The following is a 25,869-nucleotide window of genomic DNA, read 5'->3' on the forward strand; positions in this document are numbered from 1 at the left end:
GGCGATGACAGCCCCGGGAGGTTAGGTTAGGCAAACCTAATTACCGCTGCCGTCTCGATGTACGGAGATGTGGAGACCCGGATGCGCCGCCTGTTCAACGCCCCTCCCCCGCAACCGTCCAGCGCGGAACGGATCCGGTCGATCCTGATGGCGGCCGACTCCATGACGGTGGTCACCGACGAGGGCCGCACCGAGGTCTCGCGGCTCGAAGGCACCGGCGTCACGGAACACATCCATCTGCACCCGGCGATGTCACGGGAGTGGGACGGCGAGAGCGCCGCCGCCGGGGAGGGTCCGATACGCGCCACCCTGGAGTTCACCGACGTCGCCCCCACCCCGGTGCGCGACCGGGTGCGCGCCCGGGTGCTGCTCGCGGGGTGGCTGCTGCCGAACGAGCGGCACGAGTCGCCCGAGGGCAGCCGCTGCATGGAGTTCTCCCACGCGGTCCTGGACCGGGGCGGGGAACGCGTCACGGTCGGCCTCGACGATCTGATGAACGCCGAGACCGATCCGCTGGCCACCTGCGAGGCCGGGATGCTCACCCATCTGCTCGACGACCACAGCGACATCGTCGGCCTGCTGCTGCGGCTGGTGAAGCCGCGGGTGACCCAGGAGGTGCGGCGCGCGCTGCCGCTCGCCATCGACCGCTACGGGATCACCCTGCGGCTGGAGGGGACCGACGCCCACGAGGACGCGCGGCTGCCCTTCCCCGTCCCGGTCAGGGACGTCGACGAGGCGGGGGAACGCATTCACGCGCTGCTCAGCACGGCCCGCCACCGGTCGCCGAGGAGCTGGCTGCTGAGCGATTCATGACGCTCCGCCCGGGTCGGTTCATCTGGCGGCGCGGCCGCTTCTCATCGCCGCCGCCGTGCAGACCAGCCCCAGCAGGAAGGTGAGACCGCCGAGGACCGCGTTGGTCCAGATGACCCCCTTGTCGGGACCGCTGCCCACGATCCACGGCGCCACCACCAGCCATGCGCCCATGACGCACATGGCCCAGCTCAGGCCGTACATCCGGGCGGGGGTGACGGTGAATCCGAGCGCCAGCACGACGATCGCGACCCCCATGATCAGATTGTGGGTCGCCAGCGCGGGCTGACTGGCCGAGAAATGGACGATCCACGGGGAGATCGCGCACGCCAGGCCGACCAGGAACACCGGGCCGTCCACGAGCGCCACATCACGCCCTCCCAGCACACGGGCGTAGCGGTCCCGCATCTCCGTGATGTCGGGGTGCCCCGCCAGATCCTCCCTGTGTGAGACGCCGGCCATACGACTCGCCTCCTTCAGCGCTCTGTACGTTTGACCGAAGCGCGCGGCCGAGCCACGCCCTTACATTCTGCGCTTATCTTTTCTTTATCGGAAGTCAATTCGGAACCCTAGATTCCGCCGATTCTCCGAGCCTGACGGCTCGCAGGCGCTCATATGAACCGCACACACATCTGCTCGCAGGCGCGCCCTCTCCTTGCCCGCGGGCAAGCCCGCATCCTTGCCCGCATCCTTGCCCGCATTCGACGGCGGAACCCGATCGCGGCCCGACCGGATCCGGCCGGGCGGCGCCCGCGGGGGACGCCTCGCCCATACCGGCGGGTAATGTGTGCCTCCCCCTCCCGGGCCCCGACCGGCCCTTCTCCGGCCGGAGCGGGCAAGGAGGCGTGCCGCGCGAGGAGTTGAACGCCGTCGCGCGGGCAAGGGTCCGCGCAAGCCCGTACTCAAGGAACGGAGTCGTCCCCATGCCACGCACCCTGGCCGTCTCGGACAGCATCGTGATCCAGGCCCACCCTTCCGCCATTTACGAGCAGGTCAGCAATCCCGCCCTGATGGGCCGCTGGAGTCCGGAGAATCTGGGCGCGACGGTGCGCGGCGAGGCGCGGGGCGCCCATGTGGGCATGGAGTTCGACGGCCACAACAAACGGGGCGGGCTGCGCTGGACCACCCGCTGCACGGTGACGGCCGCGATACCGGGGCAGCGCTTCGCGTTCCGTGTGCACGCGATCGGCCGCCGCCGGCCGCTGCTGCGCGGGCGGATCGCCACCTGGGAGTACCGCTTCGACGCGATCGACGGCGGGACCCGGGTGACCGAGACCTGGCGGGACGACCGGCGGAGCTGGCCGGACGCGCTGGCCAACGCCTTCGACCGGCTGGCGACCCGCGGGCACACCTTCGCCGACTACCAGCGGGGCAACATACGCCGGACGCTGCGCAATCTGAAGGAGGCGATGGAGTCCGCGTCAACCTCTCGCTGAGGTTGACGCGGACGGCGCTCCGATGGGCGAGACTGGCCGCGTGTTGGGCAACCTTCCCAAGGAGACGACCAGTTTCGTCGGACGGGGCCGGGAGCTGTCCCGGCTCGACCGGGAGCTCGAACGCCATCGGCTGATCACACTCGTCGGCAGCGGCGGCGTGGGCAAGTCGAGGCTGGCGCTGCGCGCGGCGAGAGCGGCGGGCGGTGCCGGGAGCTTCCGGGACGGAGTGGCCTGGGCCGATCTGTCCCCGCTGCACGGGGACCGGCTGCTGCTGTCGACCGTGTCGGACGCCTGCGATCTCTCCGACCACACCCCCCGGATGCCGGTGGACGCGCTGTGCGAGTGGCTCATGGAGAAGGAGCTGCTGCTCGTGCTCGACTCCTGCGAGCACCTCACCGGCCCCTGCCGGGCCATGGTGGGCGACCTGCTGACGACCGTGCCCGGGCTGACGGTACTGACCACGAGCAGACAGCCGCTCGGGATGGACGGCGAGCGGCTGGTCGAGGTCGGCCCCCTGCGGGGGGACGGGCCGGACGCGCTGGAGCTGTTCCGGCAGCGCGTGGCGGCCGCCGCCGCGGACCGGGGGACCCTCTTCCCCGAGGAGCGGGAGGAGGGCGACGGCCGCGGCGGGCGGGCGGACGCGGTGTGGGAGGGGGCGGGCCAGGACGCGGCCGCCCGCTGGATCTGCCACCGCCTTGAGGGCATCCCCCTGGCGCTGGAGCTGGCCGCCGCCCAGGCCGGGCGCAGCGGTGTCCCCGATGTCGCCGAACGGCTCGGCTCCCGCCTCGATGTGCTCCGGGCGGCCGACGGCGCCGCGGTACGGCCGGAGCGGCACCGGACGATGCTTACCACGATCGGGTGGAGTCATGAGCTGTGCGCACCGCTCGAACGGCTGCTCTGGGCGCGGCTCTCCGTCTTCCGGGGCGACTTCGAGGAGGCGACGGCCCGGGCCGTGTGCGCCGGCGGCCCGCTGGGGACCGAGCGGGTCGGCCCGCTGCTCGACCGTCTGGTGGCGGCTTCGGTGCTCACCTCGGTCAAGTCGGAGGGCGGCAGCGGCATCCGTTACCGCATGCTCGACACCATCCGGGAGTACGGCGGGCTCTGGCTGCGCGCGCTGCGCGAGGAGCGCGCGGTGGCCGACCGGCACGCCGAGCACTTTCTCGCCTTCGCGGCCCGCGCCGACGCGGAGTGGCTCGGTCCGGAACAGGCCCACTGGTACCGCAGGGTCGGCGACGTCCACACCGATCTGTGCACGGCCCTCGACCATCTGCTGGCCGTCGCCCCGGACCGGGCGCTGCGGCTGACGGGCCTGGTCGGCTTCTTCTGGAGCTGCTGCGGCCATCTGCACGAGGCCCGCGACTATCTGGAGCAGGCGCTGGCCGCCCATCCGGACGACGGTCCCCATCGCACCCGGGGGCTGTGGGCGCTCGGGGTGGCGATGACCCTCCAGGGCGAGTACGAGAAGGCCCGGCGTATCAGCGACGCGTGCGCCCGGTCCGCGAGCCGGGACGAGGATGTGCGGGGCACGCTCGCGGCCGCGTATCTCGGCGGACTGATAGCCCTGCTGACGGGCCGTGCGCTGGAGGCCGACCGGGTGGCGGCAAAGGCGCTGGGCGCGGCGGCGGCCGGGCCCTTCGACTCGGCCGACAGGCTCCGCTGCCATCTGGTGCGGGTCTTCGCGCTGACCGGGCTCGGCAGACTGCCGGAGGCGAGGGAGCGGGCGCTCTTCCTGCGGCGGGGCTGTGTGGAGCGCGGCGAGTCCTGGACCCGGGCCTATCTGGACTACCAGCTCAGCCTGATCGCGCTCTTCGCCGGGGAGCCGCTCGACGCGGCCGAGCACGCGCGGGCCATGCTCGCGGGCAAGAGCGGCATCGGCGACAGCTTCGGCATCGCGCTGGGGCTGGATCTGCTGGCGGCGGCGATCGCGGCGGCGGGCGACGGGGAGCGGGCGGGGCAGGTGTACGGAACGGGCCAGGCGTTCTGGAGCACCGTCGGGCATCCGCAGCGCGGCACCCCGGAGCTGGCCACCGTGCGGGAGCAGTGCGAACGGGCGGCGCGGGCGGTGGTGGGCGACACCGTCTACGAGACCGCGTATCTGCGGGGCGCCACCACCGATCTGGAGTCCGGCCTCAAGGCGGCCATGATCCCGCCCTCCGGCTGACCGGGGGCCGCCCAGGGCCCGGGCCCGGCGGGCGCGGGGACGGTCAGACGGGCGCCGGGGACGGTCAGACGGCGGCGTTCGCCGACGCGGCCTCGGCCAGGGCCTGGAGCACCGGGCTGATCAGCGGGTGCCGCTCCGCGCCCCGGCGCACCGCGGCGAACACCCGTCGGGTCGCCGCCGGGCCGGACACCGGCCGTACCACCGCGTGCCGGGGTTCCACGTCGCGCAGGGCGGAGCGCGGCACCAGCGCGACTCCCGCGCCCGCGCCCGCGAGCGCGACGACGGCACGGAAGTCGTCCGAGGAGTGCACCAGCCTGGGCTGGAAACCGGCCAGCTCACAGGCGAGCAGCACCATGTCGTGGCAGGGGTTTCCGGGGTAGGGGCCGATCCAGTCGCTGTCGGCCAGCTCGGCGAGCGCGACCCGCCCGGCGGCCGCGAGCGGGTGGCTCTCGTGGAGGACGGCGTCGAACGGCTCCGCGTACAGCGGTACCCGGGACAGCCGCCGGCCGTCGTCGCCGGGCGCTCCCCGGTACTCGACCGCCACCGCGAGATCCGCCTCGCCGTCGAGGACGAGCGGCAGGCTCTCGTCGCCCTCGGCGTCCCGCACCCGGACCCGGATGCCCGGGTGGCCGGTCGCGAGCAGGGCCATCGCGGGGGCGACGACCTCGGCGATGCCGGTGGCGAAAGCGGCCACCGTCACCTCGCCGGCCGTGCCGCCCGCGTACTCGGCGAGTTCCGCCTCCGCCCGCTCCAGCTGGGCCAGCACCGCGTGGGTGTGGGTGAGCAGGATCTCCCCGGCCGCGGTGGGCCGGACTCCCCTGCCGCTGCGGATCAGCAGGGTGTGCCCGGTCTCCTGCTCCAGCGTGCTCAGCTGCTGGGAGACGGCGGAGGGGGTGAGGTAGAGCGCGGAGGCCGCGGCGGTCACCGTACGGTGGTCCGCCACGGCCCGCAGAATGCGCAGCCGTCTGGGGTCGATCACCAGGTCATTCTGTCAGCCCGGCCGCCCGCTCCCGTCGCCCGGCCTCAGCCCTTGAGCTGCTCGCGCGCGTCGATGAACGCGGCGACGGCCCGCTCCACGTCCTGGGCGGAGTGCGCGGCCGAGAGCTGGACCCGGATCCGGGCCTGGCCCATCGGGACGACCGGGTAGGAGAAGCCGATCACATAGACGCCGCGCTCCAGCAGCAGCTCGGCCATGCGTCCCGCCTCCGCCGCGTCGCCGATCATGACGGGGGCGATGGGGTGGTCGCCGGGCAGGATCTCGAAGCCCGCCTCGGTCATCCGGGTGCGGAACAGCTCGGTGTTGGCCCTGAGCCGCTCGCGCAGCTCCCCGGCCGACTCCAGCAGATCGAGCACCTTGAGGGAGGCGGCGGCGATCACCGGGGCGAGGGAGTTGGAGAAGAGGTAGGGGCGGGAGCGCTGGCGGAGCAGGGCGACGATCTCGGCGCGGGCGGCGACATAGCCTCCGGACGCGCCGCCGAGGGCCTTGCCGAGCGTGCCGGTGATGATGTCCACCCGGTCCATGACGCCTGCCAGCTCGGGGGTGCCCCGGCCGCCGGGGCCGACGAAGCCGACGGCGTGCGAGTCGTCGACCATGACCATCGCGTCGTAGCGGTCGGCGAGATCGCAGATCTCGGCGAGGGGGGCGACATAGCCGTCCATGGAGAAGACGCCGTCGGTGACGATGAGCCGGCGGCGGGCGTCCCGCGTCTCCTTCAGGCGGCGCTCCAGATCGGCGAGGTCGCGGTTGGCGTACCGGTGGCGGGCGGCCTTGGAGAGCCGGATTCCGTCGATGATGGAGGCGTGGTTGAGGGCGTCGGAGATGACCGCGTCCTCGGGGCCGAGGAGGGTCTCGAAGACACCGCCGTTGGCGTCGAAGCAGGAGGAGTAGAGGATGGTGTCCTCCTGGCCGAGGAAGGACGACAGCCTCGCCTCCAGCTCCTTGTGCACATCCTGGGTGCCGCAGATGAACCGCACGGAGGCCATGCCGTAGCCCCAGCGGTCCAGCGCCTCCTTGGCGGCCGTGACGACCTCGGGGTGGTCGGCGAGGCCGAGGTAGTTGTTGGCGCAGAAGTTGAGCACCTCGCCGGAGGCGACGGAGACCGTGGCGCTCTGCGGTGTGCTGATGACCCGCTCCGGCTTGTGCAGGCCGGCGGCGCGGATCTCGTCCAGGGTGGTGCGGAGGTCGTCGCGGACTGACGCGAACATGAAGGGTGCTCCCTCGGGTGTGACTGCGGTCTGGTGGTCGGGGGCCTCGGGTCAGCGGGTCCAGTCGAGGATGATCTTGCCGCTGCGGGCGGTGGCGGCCTCGTCGAACGCGGCCTCGAAGTCCCGGAAGCCATAGCTGCCGGTGATCACGGGGGTGAGGTCGAGTCCCGCTTCCAGCAGGACCGTCATGGCGTACCAGGTCTCGTACATCTCGCGGCCGTAGATGCCCTTGACCGTGATCATCGAGGTGACGATCTTCGCCCAGTCGACGGCGAACTCCTGCGCCGGCAGCCCCAGCATCGCGATGCGCCCGCCGTGGGTCATGTTGTCGACCATGTCGCGCATCGCCTCGGGGCGGCCCGACATCTCCAGGCCGACGTCGAAGCCCTCCTTGAGCCCCAGCTGCCGCTGGGCCTCGTCGATGCCGTGGGCGGAGACGTTCAGCGCGAGGGTGGCCCCGGCCTTGCGGGCCAGTTCGAGACGGGACTCGCTGACATCGGTGATCACCACATTGCGCGCTCCCGCGTGCCGCGCCACGGCCGCGGCCATGATGCCGATGGGACCGGCGCCGGTGATGAGCACGTCCTCGCCGACGAGGGGGAAGGTGAGCGCGGTGTGGACCGCGTTGCCGAACGGGTCGAAGATCGCGGCGATGTCCAGATCCACCTGGGTGCGGTGCACCCACACATTGGACGCGGGCAGTGCGACGTACTCGGCGAACGCGCCGTCGCGGCCGACGCCGAGGCCCACCGTGCTGCGGCACAGATGACGGCGTCCGGCGAGGCAGTTGCGGCACTTGCCGCAGACGAGATGGCCCTCGCCGCTGACCGTGTCGCCGACCTCGATGTCCTGGACGTCCGAACCGACGGCGGCCACTTCGCCGACGAACTCGTGTCCGAGCACGCGCGGAGTGGTGACCGCCTGCCGCGCCCAGGCGTCCCAGGAGCGGATGTGCAGGTCGGTGCCGCAGATCCCGGTACGGAGCACCTTGATCAGCACATCGCCCGGGCCGGTCTCCGGCTCCGGCACGTCCTGGAGCCAGAGACCGGGCTCGGCGTGCTGCTTGACAAGTGCCTTCATCGGGGCGGCTCCAGGCATGTGGGGATGGATCACAGGAAATGCGGTCGAACGAGATGATCACACCAATGACGGCAAAATATGTCAGCGTCAACGAATGGACCGGGACCAATCTGCCCAGCGCGGCCCGCCGGAGTCCATCGAGGATTTCTTAAGCGGGCCAACAGCGGAGCTTCACAGGCGGCGCGGCGGGGCGCGCCGGGCGGTACGGGACGGGCCCGGGGCCCCCGCCGGGGGCTGATTCCGGGGGCCGGGCACTTCGGTCGCACATTCGGCCCCGCGGTGCGAGCCTGGGAGGATGAGCTGGGCATCGTGGACGACCACAGGTGTGTACTCCGGGCGCGGCGGAGTCCTCACCGACGAGGTCGGCGCACTGACCGGGGACCTCACCGTGCACACCACCTGGGCCGACGGCGAGGCGAGGGTCGCGGTGCAGTACAGCGGCGCTTCCGACTGGTTCACCATGTCGGGCAGCCCCACGCCCTGCGAATCCGAGGAAGCCAGCCGGACCCTCCACCAGGCCGTGGTGGAGGCCGTGGCGCACGGCGGCGGCGCGACCGTCCCCGCCGTGCCGCGCGAGCCCGCCTGAGCCCGTCAGGAATCCCGGCGGGGCGGCCGGGCGGCGTGTCTCGGCCCCCTCGGCCACAGCCGCTTGAACAGCGAGCGCCCGCGCGACCGGCGACGCGCCGTGGCCACCCGGCCGACCGGGGCGTGCTCCGGCCCGCCCACCGGGACGGAGACGGCCGGAGCGGGCACGGCCGGGACGGAGACGGCCGGGACGGTCGCGCGGCCCACCCCCAGGACTCCGACGGGCCCGTGGACCACTCCCGCTCCTCGGCCCGTGGCCGGACCGGCCCCGAGCCCGGAGCGGCCGAGTCTGGCCTCCCGTACCGCCAGGGCGAGGCTCATCCGGTGCCGGAGGATCTCGCTCGGGTGATCGGCCAGCCGCAGCCGGTCGACCACGGCCTGGGCCGCCGGTGACAGCGGCCGCACCGGGACGAGTCCGGGCCGCAGCAGACGGAGTGTCTCGCGCTCACCGGGGTCGGTCACCACCTGGGCGACCGTGTCCGGGTCGAGCACGGCGGCGACGGCCGCGGCCCGCTCCCACGGATCGCGCGCCTCTCGCAGCAGCAGCTCCAGCAGCCGGCCCCGCCAGGTGCGGGCGCGCCGGTCCTCCCCTTCGTCGAGCATCGCCCGCTGGGCGGGCGGTGTCCTGCCGCTGAGCAGATCGGGGTGGTCGGCGGCGAAGTCCTCAAGCTCCTCGACGAGATAGAGCCAGACGACCGCGTGATAGCGGTTGAGATAGAAAGCGACCGGGGCGAAGTGGCCCGTGCGGGCGAGCCGGGTGAAACGCCCCGGGCTGATGGCGAGCAGCCGCGCCCCTTCCCCGGTGCCCGCGGTCCGCACCCGCTCCCGCAGCTCCTTCGGGAACCCCGGAGCGCCGCGCAGTCGCTCGATCTCCGCCCGGGCGACTCGCGCGGGCCCGTCGGCCGCCCGGGACACGGCCCGGATGTGCCCGAGCCGGACCGCGAGATCGAACTCGGACTGCTTCAGCTCCAGCAGCCGGGCGGCTCCCACCGCGGTCAGCACTTCCCGTACCGTCATGATCGTCTCCCCCGTGCGTCATGAGTACTCTCAGTGACGACGATAGCCCGCTGCGGCGACATCCCGCCGGGCCTGTGGACAACCTGTCCGCGCAGACCCGACGGACTGGGAGGGGAGTGGAGTTCTCGCAGGTCAGGGGCGAGAGATACCGGGTTGCCTGGCCGCGACGCCCAAGTGTTCCCCGACCCGGTTGACCATCAGGGTCATCTCGTAGGCGATCTGGCCGATGTCTGCCTCGGCCTCGCTCAGCACACAGAGGCAGCTTCCCTCGCCCGCCGCCGTGACGAAGAGCAGCGCCTCGTCGAACTCGACCATGGTCTGACGCGCCCTGCCGGCGCGGAAGTGCCGCCCGGAGCCCCGGGCCAGGGAGTGCAGCCCGGAGGAGACCGCGGCGAGGTGCTCGGCGTCCTCCCTGGCGAGTCCGGTGCTCGCCCCTGTGACCAGCCCGTCGTTGGACAGCACCAGTGCGTGCCTGATGTGCTCGATCCGCTTGGTCAGATCATCGAGCAGCCAGTCGAGTCCTTTGTCCAGTGGCATGGTCGGTCCCTCCCCGCTCATACGTTCCCCGTGTTGCGGTAAGCCTTTCGCACCGGGGACGGCAGGGCAAGGTGCAACCGGTCCGCCGAATCACATGGCGGCACAGGTACATTCGAGAGGCATATTCAATTTCCCCGGAGCCTCGACGGCCGCCCTTTCCCGCGGGGAACGCGGAGATATGACGACCCCGGAACAGCCCGGTTTCAGCGGCCCAGCTCCTTGCGGGAGGCCTTGCGCAGCCGACGCCGCTGCGTGGGGTCGAGCGCCAGATACGCCACCGCGGGAACACCCAGGACGATCAGCAGAGCCGCCCAGAACGGAATCACCGTCATCAGCAGCAGCCCGACGGCCACTCCCCCGATGACGATCTTTGTACGTGTCGACATCTCGACGCCTCCTTGTGCGGCCTTCGCCTATTCCTGCCGTGAAACGCGCGGGTGCACCGCACAGTTCCACTATGCGCTCCGTACCCCCTCCACGCGTCATCCCCGTCCGTCCGCCCTCAGCGGTTCGCCGACTTCGCGCAGATGCCCCAGCGCCTGCCGATAGGACTCGACGAGCCCGGTCTCGTGGTAGGCGAGGGAGAGCGCCCGGCAGTGGGCGCGCACCAGAGGCTGCGCGAGGCGCAGGTGCGGGCGGGGCATGCTGGGGAAGAGATGGTGCTCGATCTGGTAGTTCAGCCCGCCCAGAAGCCAGTCCGTGACCGGGCCGCCCCGGACGTTGCGCGAGGTCAGCACCTGCCGGCGTAGATGTCCCCAGCTCTTGCCGCGCTCCTCGTCGGGCATCTCCATCCCCTTGTGGTTCGGCGCGAAGGCCATGCCCAGATGGAGCCCGAGCAGCATCTGATGGATCAGGGCGAAGACCAGGGCCCGCACCGGCGGCATCGCGGCGAGCAGCAGGGTGACGTACCCGGCGACATGGGCGATGAGCAGCAGCCCCTCCAGCGAGCGGGCACGGCGGGACGGACGGGGCCCTTCGCCCGACGGGGCCGAGAAGACGGCCCGGAAGCCGTAGATCTTGAGCGCGAGTCCTTCGAGAGTGGTCAGCGGGAAGAAGAGCCAGGCCTGGTGGCGGGTGAGCAGGCCCCGGAATCCGGCGCGCCCCACGGCCTGCCGCTGGGTGAAGACGAGAATGTCGGCCGCGACATCGGGGTCTTTGTCGACATGGTTGGGGTTGGCGTGGTGCCGGTTGTGCTTGTCGTTCCACCACTCCTGACTCATCCCCAGCAGCAGATTGGCGTGCAGAAGCTGGATGATCCGGCCGGTGCGCCGGTCCGCAGTGATCTGGGAGTGCCCGGCGTCATGGGCGAAGAAGGCGGTACGGGTGGAGAACAGCGCCAGCGGGGGTGCGAGCGACAGCGCCCACCAGGAGCCGCCGGCGAGGACCGTGCCCGTGACCACGGCGGCCAGGGCGAGCAGATTGAGGAGGATGCCCCTGGCGTACCAGTCGGTGCGGCGTTCGAGCAGCCCCTGTTCCCTGACGATCCGCAGCAGCGGCGCGAACTCGGACCCGGTCCTGCCCCCGGAGGGCGACGCGGGCGCGCCGACGGACGGGTGCGCGTCGGCCGGCGGGGGCGCGTCGGCGCCGGATCCCGGAGAGGCCGCCACGGACGACTGGCCCGTGGGAGGGGCGGTGGCCTGGGGCATGGAGGTCTCCGGTCTTCGGGGTCGCGCAGGGCCCTGTGCGACTGCGCTGACCTGAGAAAACGTAGGCAAGCACGACCTCACCGGACCATGGCGCCATCCCCCGGACCGGGTGGGGGGCAGCCCGCCCGGCCGACTGGTGCTGGCCACACCTCCCGGCGGGGACAAGGATGCGAGTGAGGAGGGTCACCTGATCACGAGAGGCGATTCGGCCATCGCATCGGGTACCCTCGGCGACTCCCACCTGTGCGCTAGTCAAATTTGAGGAATGCGTCATCGCTGTGCACCCACCCTCCGCGGCAACGCCCTCCCGTGTCTCCTTCGACTCCCTCTCCCCCGACGTCCCCCTCTTCCACGCCGACGCCGTCTTCCTTCCCGGCGACCCGGCCCGCACCGGGCGCGTCGCCTTCTGGCACCCCGACGCCGACACCGCGCCCGACACCCTGACGGTCGTCGGGGACGATCTGCGCCCGCGCACCGTGCCCGCGCTGCTGCTGCCCGTCTCCGCCGCGCTGCCGCTCCTGACCAGGATGCGCGCCGCGGCGGACGCCTCCCCCTCCATCGCCTTCTGGGGAGCCGCGGCCGTGCTCTCCCTGCGGCTCGTGGCGCGCGGGCTGCTGCTGCCCGGACTCACCGCCACCGATCACGACTCCTGGCGGATCGGACCGCTGACCCCCGAGGACCTTGACGGGATCCGCGCCCTCGCCGCGTCGATGCCGCCCACCGCCCACGCCACCCCGCTGGAGACACCGCCGGACGCCGTCGCCTCCGACGTACCGGACGTGCCCGGCGTGCCCGACGTGCCCGGCGTACCCCTGCTGCCGGACCCGGAGCGGCTGCTGCGCTCGTTCCTCGACGCGATCGCGGACTCGATGCCCCGCACCCCGGCCGCGCGGGCCGCCGCGGGCGGCCCGGCGTTCGCCGCGCGGGAGCCGCAGCGGATGCCCGAGCGGCGCGCCTGGGCGGCGGACGTCGCCGCCGGGCACGACGCCGGTGTACGCCTCTCCCTGCGCGTCGAACTCGTGGGCGGCGGAGCGGGCGACACCGACGAGGAGAACGAGGGCGGCGGAGAACCGTCGTTCCGCGCCGTCCTCCAGATGCACAGCGTCAGCGACCCGGCCGTCGTCGCGGACGCGGCCGACGTGTGGGCGGGCGGCGACCGGCCGGGCGACGCCTTCGGCCCCAGGGCCCGGATGGACGCGCTGCTGGCGCTGCGCCGCGCCGCCCGGGCGTGGCCCCCTCTCACCCCGCTGTTGCAGGCCGCCGTTCCCGACGCGCTCGACCTCGCGGACGAGGAGGTCGCCGAACTCCTCGGCGAGGCGGCCAAGGCGCTCGCGGCCGGCGGCGTCCAAGTGCACTGGCCGAAGGAACTGGCCCACCGTCTCACCGCCCGGGCCGTGATCGGCCCGCCCGACGACGGCGCGGACGGCGGCGAGTCGGGGGTGCCCTCCTTCCTGTCCGCCGACGCCCTCCTCGCCTTCGACTGGAGGTTCGCCCTGGGCGACCGTCAGCTGACCCGCGAGGAGCTGGATCTGCTCGCCGAGGCGAACCGGCCGCTGGTGCGGCTGCGCGACCAATGGGTGCTCATCGACCCCCAGGAGGCCCGCCGCGCCCGCGAGAGCCAGGACCGGAAGCTGACCCCGATCGACGCGCTCGGAGCCGTACTGACCGGCACGGCCGAGGTCGACGGCCGTCCGGTGGCGGTGCACGCCTCCGGCTGGGTGGCCCGGCTGCGCGACCGCCTCGCCGACCCCGAGGGCGGGACCCAGGAGATCGCACAGCCCGCGGCGCTCACCGCGACCCTGCGCGACTACCAGCTGCGCGGACTGAACTGGCTCAACCGGATGACGTCGCTGGGCCTCGGCGGCTGTCTCGCCGACGACATGGGCCTCGGCAAGACGATCACGCTGATCGCCCTCCATCTGCACCGGCAGACCGACCCGTCGGCGGCCGGGCCCACCCTGGTGGTCTGCCCCACCTCGCTGATGGGCAACTGGCAGCGGGAGATCGAGAAGTTCGCCCCCGGCACCCCGGTCCGGCGCTTCCACGGATCGTCGCGCGAACTCGGGAACCTGGCCGACGGGGAGTTCGTTCTCACCACGTACGGCACGATGAGGCTCGACGCCGAGAGACTCGCCCGGACGGCGTGGGGCATGGTCGTCGCCGACGAGGCACAGCACGTCAAGAACCCTTATTCGGCGACCGCCCGCAGGCTGCGCACCCTCGGGGCCAAGGCGCGGGTCGCGTTGAGCGGCACCCCCGTGGAGAACAACCTGTCCGAGCTGTGGGCCATCCTCGACTGGACCACGCCCGGACTCCTCGGCCCACTCGGCACATTCCGCTCGCGGTACGCGCGGGCGGTGGAAGGAGGCGAAGATCCCGCCGCCGCCCGGCGGCTCTCCTCACTGGTCCGGCCGTTCCTGCTGCGCCGGCACAAGTCCGACCCGGGCATCGCTCCCGAACTGCCGCCGAAGACGGAGACCGACCGCGCCGTCTCCCTCACCGCCGAACAGACCGGTCTCTACGAGGCGGTGGTGCGCGAGACGCTGGCCGCGATCTCCGAGGCCGACGGCATGGAGCGGCGCGGCCTGGTGATGAAGCTGCTCACCGCGCTCAAACAGATCTGCAACCATCCGGCCCAGTATCTGAAGGAGGAACAGCCGAGGATCGCGGACCGCTCGGGCAAACTGGAACTGCTGGACGAGCTCCTGGACACCATCCTCGCCGAGGGCGCCGCCGTTCTGGTCTTCACCCAGTATGTGCAGATGGCCCGGCTGCTGGAGCGGCACCTCGCCGCCCGGGGGGTGCCGACGCAGTTCCTCCACGGCGGTACGCCGGTCGCGGAGCGCGAGGCGATGGTGGGCCGCTTCCAGAACGGTGACGTTCCGGTCTTCCTGCTGTCGCTCAAGGCGGCCGGCACCGGTCTCAATCTGACCCGGGCGGAGCATGTCGTGCACTTCGACCGCTGGTGGAACCCGGCCGTCGAGGCGCAGGCCACCGACCGGGCCTACCGCATCGGGCAGACTCAGCCGGTTCAGGTCCACCGGCTGATCGCCGAGGGGACCATCGAGGACCGGATCGCCGACATGCTCACGCGCAAGCGGGAGCTGGCCGACGCGGTCCTCGGATCCGGCGAGGCCGCGCTGACCGAACTGACCGACGCCGAACTGGCGGATCTGGTGGAGCTGCGAGGGGGCGGCGCGACGCGATGAACGACAACGACGAGTACGACGACACGTACGACAGCGACAGCGACGGCGATGAGGAGGCCGGGGGCGGGGCCCGCGACGGCCGGGACGAGGTGCGGACCTTTGTCGCGAGCCCGCCCGTCCGGGGTCGCGGCTTCGCCCAGAGCTGGTGGGGCCAGACCTGGATCAAGGCCCTGGAGGACACGGCGCTCGACGGCGAGCAGCTCCAGAAGGGCCGTCGGCAGGCCAGGGCGGGCGCGGTCGGCGCGGTGTCGGTACGCCCCGGGCGGGTCACCGCGGTCGTACGGGACCGCGACGGCACCGGCCGGCGCTGCGATGTGCTGCTCACCGAGCTGACCGACGCCGGGTGGGACCGGTTCCTGGACATGGCGGTCGACCGGTCGGGCCATATCGCCGCCCTGCTGGACCGGGAGATGCCGCCTCATCTGGTCGAGGACGCGGCCTCGGCCGGGGTCGAACTCCTCCCCGGCGTGGGCGATCTGGAGCCCGAGTGCGACTGCGGGGCATGGGATCTGTGCCCGCACACCGCGGCCCTGTGCTACGAGGTGGCGAGGCTGCTGGACCAGGACCCGTTCGTACTGCTGCTGATGCGGGGACGCGGGGAGCGCCGTCTGCTGGACGAACTCCAGCTGCGCAGCGTGGCACGGGCCTCGGCCGGCGCCGCGCCGGACGAGGAGCCGGAAGCGGCTTCCCCGAGGGTGCGGGCCGATGAGGCGTTCGCGGCGCGGGAGATCCTCCCGCCGCTGCCCGCTCCCCCGCCGCCGCTCCAGGAGCCGGGGCAGCCGCCCGTCCTGGACACCGGGACCGCGCCGGCTCCGGGGATCGATCCGGACGCGCTGGAGTTCCTGGCCGCCGACGCCGCCGCGCGCGCCCACCGCCTGCTCTCGGAAGCACTCGCTCCGGGCCATGGCGACCAGCCGGTGGAGCAGGTGCTGACGCCTGACCAGGACGCGGTGCGGATGGCCGCCGCCGTCCCGGGACCGGTGATCGCCGGGCGTCTCGCCGCCGCGACCGGCCGGGGACGCACCGCGCTGGATCTCGCGGTTCGGGCCTGGCGATCGGGCGGTACGAGCGCGCTCGCCGTCCTGGACGGGGAGTGGACGCCCGGCCCGGAGGCGCTCGCCCGGGCGTCGTCGGTGCTGGACGCCGCCTGGGAGGAGACGGACCGGCCCCGGCTGCGCGCGTCCGCGCCGGGCCGCTGGACGGTGACCGGATCCGATGCTCAGCTGCGGCTCGGCGAGGACGGCCGCTGGTGGCCGTACCGCAAGGAGCGGGGTCACTGGTCGCCCTCGGGTCCGGGTGCCCACGACCCGGCGGCGGCTCTGGCGGAGGCCCTGGGCGAGAGCGGCTGACCGGCCGGGCCCCAGGCGGGCGTCCGGGGCAGGCGTCCGGTACGAGGCGCGAGAACCTCGTACCGGACGCCGGGAGTCCCGGGCATGGGTTCAACGCGAGGTCCCGACAGCCTCACCAGGCAGCGCGTGTACCGGCCGAAACAGCGAAACCGCCTCCGGTCCCCCGGCGCGTCCGGCAGTGTACGTCCCGACGCCGGACGGCGTCCGGACGGAAGAGCCGCCCGGACCGCCCCGGCCGACGCCGCTCCGGTTCGATCCGGTCTGATCCGGTCTGATCCGGTCCAGTTCAGTCCGGTTTCAGTCTGGTTCGGTTCGATCCGGTTCGATCCGGTCCGCCGGAGCAACCGCCCGCCTGCCAAGGAGGCCCGTTGTCCCCCCACACCCAGCCGTCCCGCGCACTGCGCCGTACCCTCGCCGTGGGTCTGCCGATCACCCTGGTCGCGGCCATGGCCGTCGCCGGGACGGCCGTCGGCGCCCCGGCTCCCGCGGGCAAGGCCGAGAAGCCCGCGCGTGTCGTGGGCTCCGCCGTCCTCGACGAGATCCCCCTCGCGGAGTTCAGCAACTCGCTGCTGCCCGGCTCCGTCTCCAACGACCGGGGCGTCCACCTCGGCGTCGGCAGCGACCTCTACCCCGCCGGCCGCAAGGGCGAGTTCTGGGCGCTGACCGACCGCGGTCCCAATGGCCAGATCAGGGTCGACGGCAAGAAGCGCCGCACCTTCGCCGTGCCGGAGTTCGACCCGGCCCTGGTGAAGATCCGGGTCTCCGGCGACCGGGTCAGGGTGCTCACCGCCGTTCCGCTGACCACCGCCTCCGGCAAGCCGGTCACCGGGCTGCCGAACCAGGCCTCCCGCGACGAGGCCCCGTACTCGTACGACGCGGGAACCCCGCTCGACCGCAACCCCAGCGGACTGGACACCGAGGGGATGGTGCGAGCGGACGGCGGCTCGTTCTGGCTCTCCGACGAGTACGGGCCCTCACTGATCCATGTCTCCCCGCGCGGCCGCGTACTCGCCCGCTATGTTCCGCAGGGTCTGAAGCTGACGGGCGCGGACTATCCGGTGATCGAGGCCTTGCCGTCGATCCTGCTGAATCGCAAGCTCAACCGGGGCTTCGAAGGGCTGGCCGTACTCCCGGGCGGCGATCTGGTCGCCGCGGTGCAGAGCCCGCTGGCAGTGCCCGACCAGGCGGCGGGCGAGGCATCCCGCAATGCCCGGCTGATCCGGTTCTCCCCCGAGAAGCAGACGGTGACGGCGGAGTACGCCTATCGGTTCGACGCGGTGGGCGTGGTCGATCCGGGCGAGACCGACACCTCGGAGCTGAAGATCTCCTCGCTCGTCGCCCTCGACGACGACACCCTCCTGGTGCAGGAGCGCACGGACAGATCGTCCCGGCTCCAGCGGGTCACCCTCCCGCCGGGCGCGGGCATTCTGGGCGGCCGCTGGGACGATCCGTCGACCTCCCCCAGCTATGAGCAGCTCGACGATCCCTCGGCGGCGGGCGTCCCGGTGCTGGGCAAGTCCCTTCTCGTCGACTTCGGAAAGGTGGCGGGGGTGCCCGGAAAGATCGAGGGCGTCGCCGTGGTCGGGAAACGGACTCTCGCGCTCATCAACGACAACGACTTCGGGATGACGGACGGCCCCGGGGCCTTCGATCCGAACGGACGGCTCGTGGACAGCGGTGTCAACACCCATGTGGTGCAGGTACGGCTACCGGAACGGCTGACCGACTGACCCACTCGGGCGGGCATGCGCCCACCTCCCCGAAGCCGCCCGGATCCCGAGCCCCGGGCGGCTTCTCCGTACCACAGCCACGACCCTCCTGTACCGGTTTACGGCGAATCACCACCCCGCAGCCCGGCACCTCGTACGGTGGGTTCCCGCCCGCACCGATCCGCACCTCTGTACTCCCCGCACCCCGCACCCCGCACCCCGCACCCCGCACCCCGCACCGACGGTGCACCGCCCGGGACGGCGCACCGTCGACAGCGACATCCCCGGCCAACCACCGTCGACAGGAGATCCTCTCGGTGACCCCGCTCTCCGGCGGAGGATCCCCGTACGCACCTCCCCGCTTCTGACACGCCACCAGGAGAGGACCCATGGACCGCAGAACACTCCTCGGCGGCGCCGCGCTGGCGGCGGTCACCGGCGCGCTGCTGCCGACCGCAGCCCGGGCCGCCGCCGCCACCGGCTCGTCGCCCCCGCCCCGGGCGGACACCGACCACCCCTCCGCGCGGTGGATGCCCGCCTCCGCGTCCAATCTCACCGCCGCCGACCGGCCCTCGTCCCACCGGATCGACTTCGTCGTCATCCATGTCACCCAGGAGACCTTCGCCGACACGGTGAAGATCTTCCAGAACCCGGCGAGAAAGGTGTCCGCGCACTATGTGGTCCGCTCGGTGGACGGCCATGTGGCGCAGTGCGTACGAGAGCGCGACATCGGCTGGCACGCGGGCAACTGGGACTACAACACCCGCTCCGTCGGCGTCGAGCACGAGGGCTGGGTGGACAGACCCGCCTACTTCACCCATGCCCTCTACGAACGGTCGGCGGCCCTCACCGCCTCCGTGTGCGACCGCTACGGCATCCCCAAGGACCGCGCGCACATCATCGGCCACCACGAGGTCCCCGGCGCCACCCACAGTGATCCGGGGCCGCACTGGGACTGGACGCGATACATCCGACTCGTCAACTTCGCCTGACGGAAAACACAGAAAGCAGAAAAAGCAGAAAAAGTACGGAAAGCAGCGTGGAAAGCCTCTCTTACGGCGAGGCAGTCGTTCTTGTCGCGCCCGGTCGACTCGGTCACGATGGACTCCAGGGAGGCCGAGTTGACCGACCCATGGGTGGCCCTGGAGCCGGGCGAGGACCCGGACGAGCGGATCACCGTGCTGCGCAGAGCACACGACACCTATCTGACCGAGGGCCGGTTCGAGCCTCCCGTACGCCCTGTGGTGGCCGAATCCTGGCGGCGTTCGGCCCGTGCCCGGGTCAGCCCGGACGGCACCCCGGGCGTCGAGCTGGACGAGGGCGCGATCACCGCGTACCGCGAAGGGCATCCGCTGGCGCGGGCGATGCCCCTGGTGCGGGAGTTGACGGACGCGTACGCCAGGGACGGCGGCCATCTGGTGGCCGTCTGCGACGCCGAGGGACGGCTGCTGTGGGTGGAGGGGCCGCTCGCCGCCCGCCGCGCGGCGAGCCGGATGAACTTCGTGCCGGGCGCCCGCTGGGCCGAGACGGTCGCCGGCACGAACGCCCCCGGCACGGCGATCGCCGTGGACCGGCCCGTCCAGATCTTCGCCGCCGAGCACTTCAGCCGTCCCGTGCAGGCATGGACCTGCGCGGCGGCCCCGATCCACGATCCCGCCAGCGGCCGGGTGCTGGGCGCGGTGGACATCACCGGCGGGAACGGGCTCGCGCATCCGCACAGCCTCGCCTTCGTCGGGGCCGTGGCGCGGGCCGCCGAGTCCCAGTTGGCACTGCTCGCGCCGCCGCCCGCCCCGGACGGCGTCCGGCTCTCCGCCCTGGGCCGGGACGAGGCCCTGCTGGTGACCGACGGCCGCAAGACACGGCTGAGCCGCAGACACAGCGAGATCCTGGTCCTGCTCGCCCACCACCCCGAGGGCATCGGCGGCGACGAACTGCTCATCGAGCTGTACGAGGACGAGTCGGTCACCCCGGTGACCCTGCGGGCCGAACTGCACCGGCTGCGCGCCCTGCTGGGCCCCGATGTGCTCCGCTCACGCCCCTACCGCATCGCCGCCCCCCGCGTCGACGCCGACTTCGGCACGGTGACCCGGCGGCTGGCGTCGGGCGCGGTCACGGGCGCGATGAGCGCCTACACCGGGCCGCTGCTGCCCGCCTCCCGCGCGCCCTCCGTCGTACGGCTGCGCCGCAGACTCGCCGACCAGCTCCGGGCCGCCCTGCTGGCGCGCGCCGATCCTGGGCTGCTGGCCGACTGGGCGTACAGCCCCTGGGGCGAGGAGGATCTGCCGGTGTGGCGGGCGCTCGCCGCCGTACTGCCCTCGCCGCAGCGGCCCGCCGCGCTGGCCAGGGTCCGCGAACTGGACGGCTGGCAGCGGCGGTGACGGCCCGCCGGACGTCAACAGGCGCGCAACGCGCTCGCAACGTCCTGCCTCCTAGCCTCCCGATGACCGTCGTCCCGAGGTGGCGGCGGCGTCACCGGGAGGTTGTGGAGATGACCCGATACGCGGCACCGGGAAGCGACGGCTCGATCGTCTCGTACCAGCCCCGCTACGACCACTGGATCGGCGGACAGTACGTACCCCCGGCCCGGGGCGCCTACTTCGAGAACCCGAGCCCGGTCAACGGCCGCCCGTTCACCGAGATCGCCCGGGGCACCGCCGAGGACGTGGAACGCGCCCTGGACGCCGCCCACGCCGCCGCACCCGGCTGGGGCCGGGTCTCCGCCGGTGAGCGCGGCGGGATCCTGCTGAAGATCGCGGACCGTATGGAGGCCAACCTCGAAGCGCTCGCGGTCGCCGAGAGCTGGGAGAACGGCAAGCCGGTACGGGAGACTCTGGCCGCCGACATCCCGCTGGCGATCGACCACTTCCGGTACTTCGCGGGGGTGCTGCGCGCCCAGGAGGGAGGACTCAGCCAGCTCGACGACGACACCGTCGCGTACCACTTCCACGAGCCGCTGGGCGTCGTCGCCCAGATCATCCCGTGGAACTTCCCCATCCTCATGGCCACCTGGAAGCTCGCCCCCGCCCTCGCGGCCGGCAACGCCGTGGTCCTCAAGCCCGCCGAGCAGACCCCTGCCTCCATCCACTTCTGGCTCGGCCTCGTCGCCGACCTCCTCCCCGACGGCGTACTCAACATCGTCAACGGCTTCGGCGTCGAGGCCGGCAAACCCCTGGCCTCCAGCCCGCGCGTCGCCAAGATCGCCTTCACCGGGGAGACCACGACCGGGCGGCTGATCATGCAGTACGCCTCCGAGAACATCAAACCGGTCTCCCTCGAACTCGGCGGCAAGTCACCCAACATCTTCTTCGACGACGTCTCCGCCTCCGCCGACGACTTCCTCGACAAGGCCCTCGAAGGCTTCACCATGTTCGCCCTCAACCAGGGCGAGGTCTGCACCTGTCCCTCGCGCGCCCTGATCCAGCGCGGCCACTACGGCGCCTTCCTGGAAGCGGGCGTCGCCCGCACCGAACAGATCGTTCCCGGCCACCCCCTGGACACCGACACCATGATCGGCGCACAGGCCTCCAACGACCAGCTTCAGAAGATCCTCTCCTACCTCGACATCGGCCAGCAGGAAGGCGCGAAGATCCTCACCGGCGGTCAACGCATCGAGCACGACGGCGACATGGCCGGCGGCTACTACGTCCAGCCGACCGTCCTTGAGGGAGACAACCGCATGCGCGTCTTCCAGGAAGAGATCTTCGGCCCCGTCGTCGCCGTCACCTCCTTCTCCGACTTCGACGACGCCATCAAGATCGCCAACGACACCCTGTACGGCCTGGGCGCGGGCGTCTGGACCCGCGACATCAACACCGCCTACCGCGCGGGCCGGGCCATCCAGGCAGGCCGCGTCTGGACGAACTGCTACCACGCCTATCCGGCGCACGCGGCGTTCGGCGGGTACAAGCAGTCGGGGATCGGCCGCGAGAACCACCGGATGATGCTGGATCACTATCAGCAGACAAAAAACTTGCTCGTGTCGTATTCGCCGAAGAAGCTGGGCTTCTTCTAGACACCGAAAATGGGCGCCTGGCCAGGGAGTTTCCCTACCAGGCGCCCTTCGTGATGCGTTTCTACGCGGTGAGTCGAAATTTAGTGTTACTCCCGGTTTCTCTCACCCGAATCCCACTTCGCAGTGACAGAAGAGGACCTGGATCTCTGCCCGGCGCGGCGGAGATCCTAGGGTTGGCGAGTTCGAGGGCGTGTTCGTCCAGAGTGAGGGCGGCTTCGCGGGCCCTGTTCCAGGTGCTGCCGTAGGCGGAGGCGTCGATGTAGTCGCCTTTGGCGTTGCGGAAGATGCGGACGAGTATGAGTGGGATGGGTACGGGTCGGGTGGCTTTGGCGGCACGTCGTTTGAGGGAGTGGATTTCGCGGACGGAGCCGTCGTCCGTCCATTCCTTTCCGGCGGTGACGACGCCGCCCTTGAGCCCCATCCTGCGGCCGGGAGGCGGCACTGGGCTTTGCGGAGATGGATGACTTCGGCGGGGCGCATGGCGGCGTAGTGCATGCAGCCGAAGAAGGCGTACAGATGAGGGCCTCGGCCCGGGAGTTCCGCAATCTGCATCACCGGTACCGGGAGATCCTTCCCGGCGGGCGTTTTGGCGGCTACGACCGCCGGGCCGCCGACCTGCTGGTCGCCTCAGGGCGGCGGGACGCCCAGGACGACTGCCCCGGACGCGCGCCGCCACCGCGGCCTGACCGGCTGCACCCCCCTGTTCACGAACCACCGAGGAGAACCATGCGATGGACCGCAGCACCGTCACGATCATGTACATGAACCCGGAGCGCGACGGCGGCCCGGAGCAGGCGCCCGGGGGTACTCCCGGACGCCGGCTGCGCGCCCACCGGGAGATCCTCGCCCCGCGTCTGCGCCGGAAGATCAGCCCGCTCGACCGCTGGGAACCGGTGGCATGATCACCCCTGCCACGACCGGCACCGCGCGGGCGATGCGCTCGCCGCCGCCTACGCGGAGCTGGAACCGCCGCCAGCAGCAGCCCGGTCTGCCGCCGCCCGGCGCGCATCCGGGCGGAGCCGGGCTGGAGTTCCCGTTCCCTGCCCGCGGAACGCTCGCGGACGCCATCGGCTGGTTCACCGAACTCCACGACGCGGGCACCGCGGACGGCGACATGACCGGCACCGGGCGCGCCGCGTTCGGAATCGGGCTGTGCCACCGCCATGGCGGACGCCCTCAGCAGGCCACGGCGCATCTCTTCGAAGCCCAGAGGCTGTGGGAGCGGAAGGGAGCGAGTTCCCGCTCGGCACCGGGCTCGCGGCGCTCGCCGGCGGGGAGACGATAGACGATCCTGGAGACGGGAGGCGCCCCCACCTGGGCCATGGTGCTGTTCGCACGCGCCGGTGAACTGCTCCCCGGGCAGATGCGGTTCGACACGGCCCGTGCGCTCGCCGGCCACGGCCACGCCCAGGTCCTGTCCAAAGACCACGCCGCAGGCCGGGTCGAGCTGGCCTCGGCGCTGGGCCGGTTCGAGTCGATGGACTGGGTGGGGTGGCAGCAGCGGGTGCGTGAACTGCTCGTCCACGCCGACGAAGCCGTCGGCGACGATGCCGGTGCCCGGGCCAACCGGGACGCGGCATCCGCCCTGCCCGGGGCCGAGCCGCAGGACAAGAGCCTCCTTGTCGCGCTCGCCCCGGTCCTGTGACACACCCGCCCGCGACGACCGGAGCCGTCTCGACGGCGCTGCTTGCATCCCTTCCGCCACAGGGCTATCGGCCCCGGCGATTCGGCCACCGCGGCCCCGGCACAGCCCCGGGTCCAGTCCGGGTCGGTGGCCGCTACAGCCTCGGGAATTCGCTTGTTCATGCGGTTCCCGCCCCGGCTGAAAGACCTGTTTTCGAGACGGCAGTTCGGATCGTTGTCCCGGATACCGCAGCACCAACCACGCGAGTTCCGCTGTTCCGTCTGCCGCCCGGACCCGTACCCTCCGGGCGGCCGGTCGTCCCGCGCGTCCGCGCGGCGACAGAGAAGGAGAACACCGATGGTGTCCATGACCTGTACGAGAGCTCCCCGGACAGTGGGGTGCCGGTGCGCGGGACGAGTCCGCCTCCCGTTGACGGGGAGGCGCGGATGACCGGGGCGCGGAGCGGCAGCGGACAGGCCGGCGGGGGGCGTGTCCCGCCGCCGCGGACGGTGCCCGGCGGGCTGGAGCTCCCCCCGGCGCGGGTGCCGGCCGGGCCCGCCGACGGCGAGGACATCACCGATGGTCTGGAGACGGCCTATTGGGCGGTTCACGACGGGGCGTCGGCGAAGGCGAGTGTGCGGGAGATCCTCGGCCGGCTGCCGCAGATCGTCCGGCAGGTCGGGGCGCTGGCCTGGCGGGCCGACCGCCGCAGCACCGTGCTGGTGGTCGTCCTGCAGCTCGCGTCGGCGGCCATGGCCGCCTTCGGGCTGGTCGCCTCGGTCGGTGTTCTGCGCGAGCTGTTCGGGTCCGGACCGACCCCCGACCGGATCCGCGCGGCCCTCCCCCAGCTGCTCCTCGTCGCCGGTCTGCTGTCGCTTCGGGCCTTACTGGAGGCCGGGGTCGCCACTGCGGAGGCGAAGCTGACGCCGTCGATCCGGGTCGCTCTGGAGTCGGAGTTCTACACCCTGGCCGCGCAGGTGCGGCTGGAGGCCGTCGAGGACCCCGACTGGCACGACACCGTCCACCGCGCCTCCGACCGGGGTCTCTTCTACGCGCGGCAGATCGTCGGCAACGTCGTCGCGCTCGCCGCCGCGGCCCTGGACATTCTCGGCACCGCGAGTGTCCTCGCCGTGCTCCACCCGGTGCTGATCCTCATGCTGCCGCTGTCCGTCCTCCCGGTCGGTGCGGCCGCCGTACGGTCCGCGCGGGACCGCTTCCACTCCTACATGCGGTGGAATGCGATGCAGCGACGGCTGAGGGTTTTCACGTGGCTGCTGCTCGATCAGGACTCCGCGGCCGAACTGCGGTCGACCACCGCGCAGCCGGCTCTGCTGGCCGAGCACCGCCGCGTCGCGGGACGGGTCGCGGCCGAGGACACGCGGCTCGGGCTGAGCGCGGCGAGGATCGGTCTCGCCGGACGGGCCGCCGGCGGTCTGGGTGCCGGACTCACGTACGCGGCACTGTGCCTGATGCTGCTGGACGGCTGGATTCCGCTCGCTGTGGGAGCCGGGGCCGTGCTGGCCATCCAGACCGGCCGCGCGTCCTTGACGACGTTCGTCAATCTCGCTCATCTCGTGTTCGAGAACGCCCTGTGGGTGTCGGACCTTCTGGCGGTGCAGGCGCACTGCCGCACCCTCCTGCCCCGCGCGGGGGGCCGTCCGGCCCCGCGGGTGGTGGAGGAGATCCGGCTCGACGAGGTCACCTTCACCTATCCCGGTAAGGACGCCCCGGCGCTCGACGGCGTGACCCTGACCCTGAAGGCCGGCGAGACGGTGGCGTTCGTCGGGGTCAACGGCTCCGGCAAGTCGACCTGCGCGAAACTCCTCGCTGGCCTCTATGATCCCGCTGCGGGCACGGTCCGGTGGAACGGCGCCGACGCGCAGGAATTCGACGGCGTCTCGCTCCAGCAGCGGGTCGCCATGGTCCTCCAGCAACCCGCCCACTTCCCCTTCACCGCGCTCGCGAACATCACCGTCTCGCGCGGCACCATCACCGACGCCGACCCCGAGGCCGCCCACCGCGCGGCCACCGCCTCCGGTGCGGACCAGGTCATCGCCACCCTCCCCGACACCTGGACCACGCTGCTGTCCAAACGCTTCCGCGGCGGACAGCAACTGTCCGCCGGGCAGTGGGCGAAGATCGCCGTGGCCCGGGGAATCTACAAGGACGCGCCCGTCCTCCTCCTCGACGAGCCGACCGCCAGCATGGACCCCAAGGCGGAGCACGCCGTCTACCAGTCCGTCCTCCAAGGACCCCGGCGGCCCGGGCAGATCACCGTCCTCATCTCCCACCGCCTCGCCTCCGTCACCGACTGCGACCGCATCTACGTCTTCGACAGCGGAAAGATCACCGAATCCGGCACCCACCAGGAACTCATGGAGAAGCGAGGCGAGTACGCCGAAATGTTCACTCTCCAGGCCTCCGGATACCACGAAGCGCCGACCGGGACGGAGGGGTCGTGACCCCACCCCGGGCCACCGGTGCCCGCC

At 72.1% G+C, this 25,869-nt stretch carries 22 protein-coding genes; 14 read left to right on the forward strand and 8 right to left on the reverse strand.

The window, feature by feature from the left end; genetic code table 11:
• The first annotated feature begins 81 nt into the window (after positions 1 to 81).
• Positions 82 to 813, forward strand: a complete 732-nt coding sequence (locus tag IE247_RS24550) for a DUF2470 domain-containing protein (protein WP_229869327.1) — start codon at positions 82 to 84, stop codon at positions 811 to 813.
• Positions 814 to 831: 18 nt separating this feature from the next.
• Here the strand turns inward: IE247_RS24550 and IE247_RS24555 are convergent, their stop codons facing one another.
• A complete protein-coding gene (locus IE247_RS24555) occupies positions 832 to 1,272 on the reverse strand; it encodes an SPW repeat protein (RefSeq protein ID WP_190125437.1) in 441 nt (146 codons plus the stop codon).
• A 461-nt stretch (positions 1,273 to 1,733) separates the two neighbouring features.
• Between IE247_RS24555 and IE247_RS24560 the strand changes: the two genes are divergently transcribed.
• A complete protein-coding gene (locus IE247_RS24560; protein WP_190125438.1) occupies positions 1,734 to 2,246 on the forward strand; it encodes an SRPBCC family protein in 513 nt (170 codons plus the stop codon).
• Between the two features lie 40 nt (positions 2,247 to 2,286).
• A complete protein-coding gene (locus IE247_RS24565; RefSeq protein ID WP_190125439.1) occupies positions 2,287 to 4,407 on the forward strand; it encodes an ATP-binding protein in 2,121 nt (706 codons plus the stop codon).
• 64 nt (positions 4,408 to 4,471) lie between these two features.
• Here IE247_RS24565 and IE247_RS24570 read toward each other — a convergent pair whose 3' ends face one another.
• Genes IE247_RS24570 through tdh form a run of 3 tightly spaced genes read right to left on the reverse strand, consistent with a single transcriptional unit; the run spans position 4,472 to position 7,692 of the window.
• Positions 4,472 to 5,386 (reverse strand): LysR family transcriptional regulator, encoded by a 915-nt coding sequence (locus IE247_RS24570; RefSeq protein WP_190125440.1) that lies wholly within the window; start codon positions 5,384 to 5,386, stop codon positions 4,472 to 4,474.
• A gap of 44 nt (positions 5,387 to 5,430) precedes the next feature.
• Complete coding sequence (locus IE247_RS24575; protein WP_190125441.1) at positions 5,431 to 6,612, reverse strand: glycine C-acetyltransferase; 1,182 nt, start codon at positions 6,610 to 6,612, stop codon at positions 5,431 to 5,433.
• Positions 6,613 to 6,663: 51 nt separating this feature from the next.
• Positions 6,664 to 7,692, reverse strand: a complete 1,029-nt coding sequence (gene tdh, locus IE247_RS24580) for an L-threonine 3-dehydrogenase (RefSeq protein WP_190125442.1) — start codon at positions 7,690 to 7,692, stop codon at positions 6,664 to 6,666.
• A gap of 295 nt (positions 7,693 to 7,987) precedes the next feature.
• Between tdh and IE247_RS24585 the strand changes: the two genes are divergently transcribed.
• Entirely contained in the window at positions 7,988 to 8,278 is a 291-nt protein-coding gene (locus IE247_RS24585; protein ID WP_190125443.1) for a hypothetical protein, read from the forward strand.
• A 5-nt stretch (positions 8,279 to 8,283) separates the two neighbouring features.
• Here IE247_RS24585 and IE247_RS24590 read toward each other — a convergent pair whose 3' ends face one another.
• From IE247_RS24590 to IE247_RS24605, 4 genes are all read right to left on the reverse strand, one after another.
• Positions 8,284 to 9,294, reverse strand: coding sequence for a DUF6397 family protein (locus IE247_RS24590; protein WP_190125444.1), 1,011 nt, complete (start codon positions 9,292 to 9,294; stop codon positions 8,284 to 8,286).
• A 132-nt stretch (positions 9,295 to 9,426) separates the two neighbouring features.
• Positions 9,427 to 9,831 (reverse strand): roadblock/LC7 domain-containing protein, encoded by a 405-nt coding sequence (locus IE247_RS24595; protein ID WP_190125445.1) that lies wholly within the window; start codon positions 9,829 to 9,831, stop codon positions 9,427 to 9,429.
• Positions 9,832 to 10,034: 203 nt separating this feature from the next.
• The gene (locus IE247_RS24600) at positions 10,035 to 10,217 is read right to left on the reverse strand and encodes a tail-anchor membrane protein (RefSeq protein WP_190125446.1); all 183 of its coding nucleotides are present in this window, start codon (positions 10,215 to 10,217) and stop codon (positions 10,035 to 10,037) included.
• Positions 10,218 to 10,313: 96 nt separating this feature from the next.
• On the reverse strand, positions 10,314 to 11,477 hold the full coding sequence (locus tag IE247_RS24605) for a fatty acid desaturase family protein (RefSeq protein ID WP_190125447.1): 1,164 nt from the start codon (positions 11,475 to 11,477) through the stop codon (positions 10,314 to 10,316).
• A 278-nt stretch (positions 11,478 to 11,755) separates the two neighbouring features.
• Here IE247_RS24605 and IE247_RS24610 point away from each other — a divergent pair, with 278 nt between their 5' ends.
• The 10 genes from IE247_RS24610 to IE247_RS24655 all read left to right on the forward strand — a co-directional run bounded on the left by IE247_RS24610 (position 11,756) and on the right by IE247_RS24655 (position 25,842).
• Positions 11,756 to 14,686 (forward strand): SCO1167/SCO6262 family helicase, encoded by a 2,931-nt coding sequence (locus IE247_RS24610; protein ID WP_190125448.1) that lies wholly within the window; start codon positions 11,756 to 11,758, stop codon positions 14,684 to 14,686.
• Positions 14,683 to 16,035 carry an SWIM zinc finger family protein gene (locus tag IE247_RS24615; protein WP_190125449.1) on the forward strand — a complete coding sequence of 451 codons (1,353 nt, stop codon included), beginning with the start codon at positions 14,683 to 14,685 and terminating at the stop codon, positions 16,033 to 16,035. Before IE247_RS24610 ends, IE247_RS24615 begins: the two co-directional genes overlap by 4 nt.
• Before the next feature lie 368 nt (positions 16,036 to 16,403).
• Positions 16,404 to 17,765 carry an esterase-like activity of phytase family protein gene (locus IE247_RS24620; protein ID WP_190125450.1) on the forward strand — a complete coding sequence of 454 codons (1,362 nt, stop codon included), beginning with the start codon at positions 16,404 to 16,406 and terminating at the stop codon, positions 17,763 to 17,765.
• 368 nt (positions 17,766 to 18,133) lie between these two features.
• Complete coding sequence (locus tag IE247_RS24625) at positions 18,134 to 18,736, forward strand: N-acetylmuramoyl-L-alanine amidase (protein ID WP_190125451.1); 603 nt, start codon at positions 18,134 to 18,136, stop codon at positions 18,734 to 18,736.
• Between the two features lie 129 nt (positions 18,737 to 18,865).
• Positions 18,866 to 20,122, forward strand: coding sequence for a GAF domain-containing protein (locus IE247_RS24630; protein ID WP_229869328.1), 1,257 nt, complete (start codon positions 18,866 to 18,868; stop codon positions 20,120 to 20,122).
• Positions 20,123 to 20,232: 110 nt separating this feature from the next.
• A complete protein-coding gene (gene exaC, locus IE247_RS24635; protein ID WP_190125453.1) occupies positions 20,233 to 21,756 on the forward strand; it encodes an acetaldehyde dehydrogenase ExaC in 1,524 nt (507 codons plus the stop codon).
• 731 nt (positions 21,757 to 22,487) lie between these two features.
• Entirely contained in the window at positions 22,488 to 22,658 is a 171-nt protein-coding gene (locus IE247_RS24640) for a hypothetical protein (RefSeq protein ID WP_190125454.1), read from the forward strand.
• A complete protein-coding gene (locus IE247_RS24645) occupies positions 22,655 to 23,041 on the forward strand; it encodes a hypothetical protein (RefSeq protein ID WP_190125455.1) in 387 nt (128 codons plus the stop codon). Before IE247_RS24640 ends, IE247_RS24645 begins: the two co-directional genes overlap by 4 nt.
• A 36-nt stretch (positions 23,042 to 23,077) precedes the next feature.
• On the forward strand, positions 23,078 to 23,401 hold the full coding sequence (locus IE247_RS24650; protein ID WP_190125456.1) for a hypothetical protein: 324 nt from the start codon (positions 23,078 to 23,080) through the stop codon (positions 23,399 to 23,401).
• 425 nt (positions 23,402 to 23,826) lie between these two features.
• Complete coding sequence (locus tag IE247_RS24655; protein WP_190125457.1) at positions 23,827 to 25,842, forward strand: ABC transporter ATP-binding protein; 2,016 nt, start codon at positions 23,827 to 23,829, stop codon at positions 25,840 to 25,842.
• Positions 25,843 to 25,869 lie beyond the last annotated feature (27 nt).

The sequence above is a fragment of the Streptomyces inusitatus genome (assembly GCF_014651115.1).
Taxonomy (GTDB): Bacteria; Actinomycetota; Actinomycetes; order Streptomycetales; family Streptomycetaceae; genus Streptomyces; species Streptomyces amakusaensis.

Bases quoted from the DNA above. Each gene is read 5' to 3' on its own strand.
- IE247_RS24550 (WP_229869327.1), top strand. From the start codon at position 82: ATGCGCCGCCTGTTCAACGCCCCTCCCCCGCAACCGTCCAGCGCGGAA.
- IE247_RS24555 (WP_190125437.1), bottom strand. From the start codon at position 1,272: ATGGCCGGCGTCTCACACAGGGAGGATCTGGCGGGGCACCCCGACATC.
- IE247_RS24560 (WP_190125438.1), top strand. From the start codon at position 1,734: ATGCCACGCACCCTGGCCGTCTCGGACAGCATCGTGATCCAGGCCCAC.
- IE247_RS24575 (WP_190125441.1), bottom strand. From the start codon at position 6,612: ATGTTCGCGTCAGTCCGCGACGACCTCCGCACCACCCTGGACGAGATC.
- tdh (WP_190125442.1), bottom strand. From the start codon at position 7,692: ATGAAGGCACTTGTCAAGCAGCACGCCGAGCCCGGTCTCTGGCTCCAG.
- IE247_RS24585 (WP_190125443.1), top strand. From the start codon at position 7,988: ATGAGCTGGGCATCGTGGACGACCACAGGTGTGTACTCCGGGCGCGGC.
- IE247_RS24590 (WP_190125444.1), bottom strand. From the start codon at position 9,294: ATGACGGTACGGGAAGTGCTGACCGCGGTGGGAGCCGCCCGGCTGCTG.
- IE247_RS24595 (WP_190125445.1), bottom strand. From the start codon at position 9,831: ATGCCACTGGACAAAGGACTCGACTGGCTGCTCGATGATCTGACCAAG.
- IE247_RS24600 (WP_190125446.1), bottom strand. From the start codon at position 10,217: ATGTCGACACGTACAAAGATCGTCATCGGGGGAGTGGCCGTCGGGCTG.
- IE247_RS24605 (WP_190125447.1), bottom strand. From the start codon at position 11,477: ATGCCCCAGGCCACCGCCCCTCCCACGGGCCAGTCGTCCGTGGCGGCC.
- IE247_RS24615 (WP_190125449.1), top strand. From the start codon at position 14,683: ATGAACGACAACGACGAGTACGACGACACGTACGACAGCGACAGCGAC.
- IE247_RS24625 (WP_190125451.1), top strand. From the start codon at position 18,134: ATGGACCGCAGAACACTCCTCGGCGGCGCCGCGCTGGCGGCGGTCACC.
- exaC (WP_190125453.1), top strand. From the start codon at position 20,233: ATGACCCGATACGCGGCACCGGGAAGCGACGGCTCGATCGTCTCGTAC.
- IE247_RS24640 (WP_190125454.1), top strand. From the start codon at position 22,488: ATGGACCGCAGCACCGTCACGATCATGTACATGAACCCGGAGCGCGAC.
- IE247_RS24645 (WP_190125455.1), top strand. From the start codon at position 22,655: ATGATCACCCCTGCCACGACCGGCACCGCGCGGGCGATGCGCTCGCCG.
- IE247_RS24650 (WP_190125456.1), top strand. From the start codon at position 23,078: ATGGTGCTGTTCGCACGCGCCGGTGAACTGCTCCCCGGGCAGATGCGG.
- IE247_RS24655 (WP_190125457.1), top strand. From the start codon at position 23,827: ATGACCGGGGCGCGGAGCGGCAGCGGACAGGCCGGCGGGGGGCGTGTC.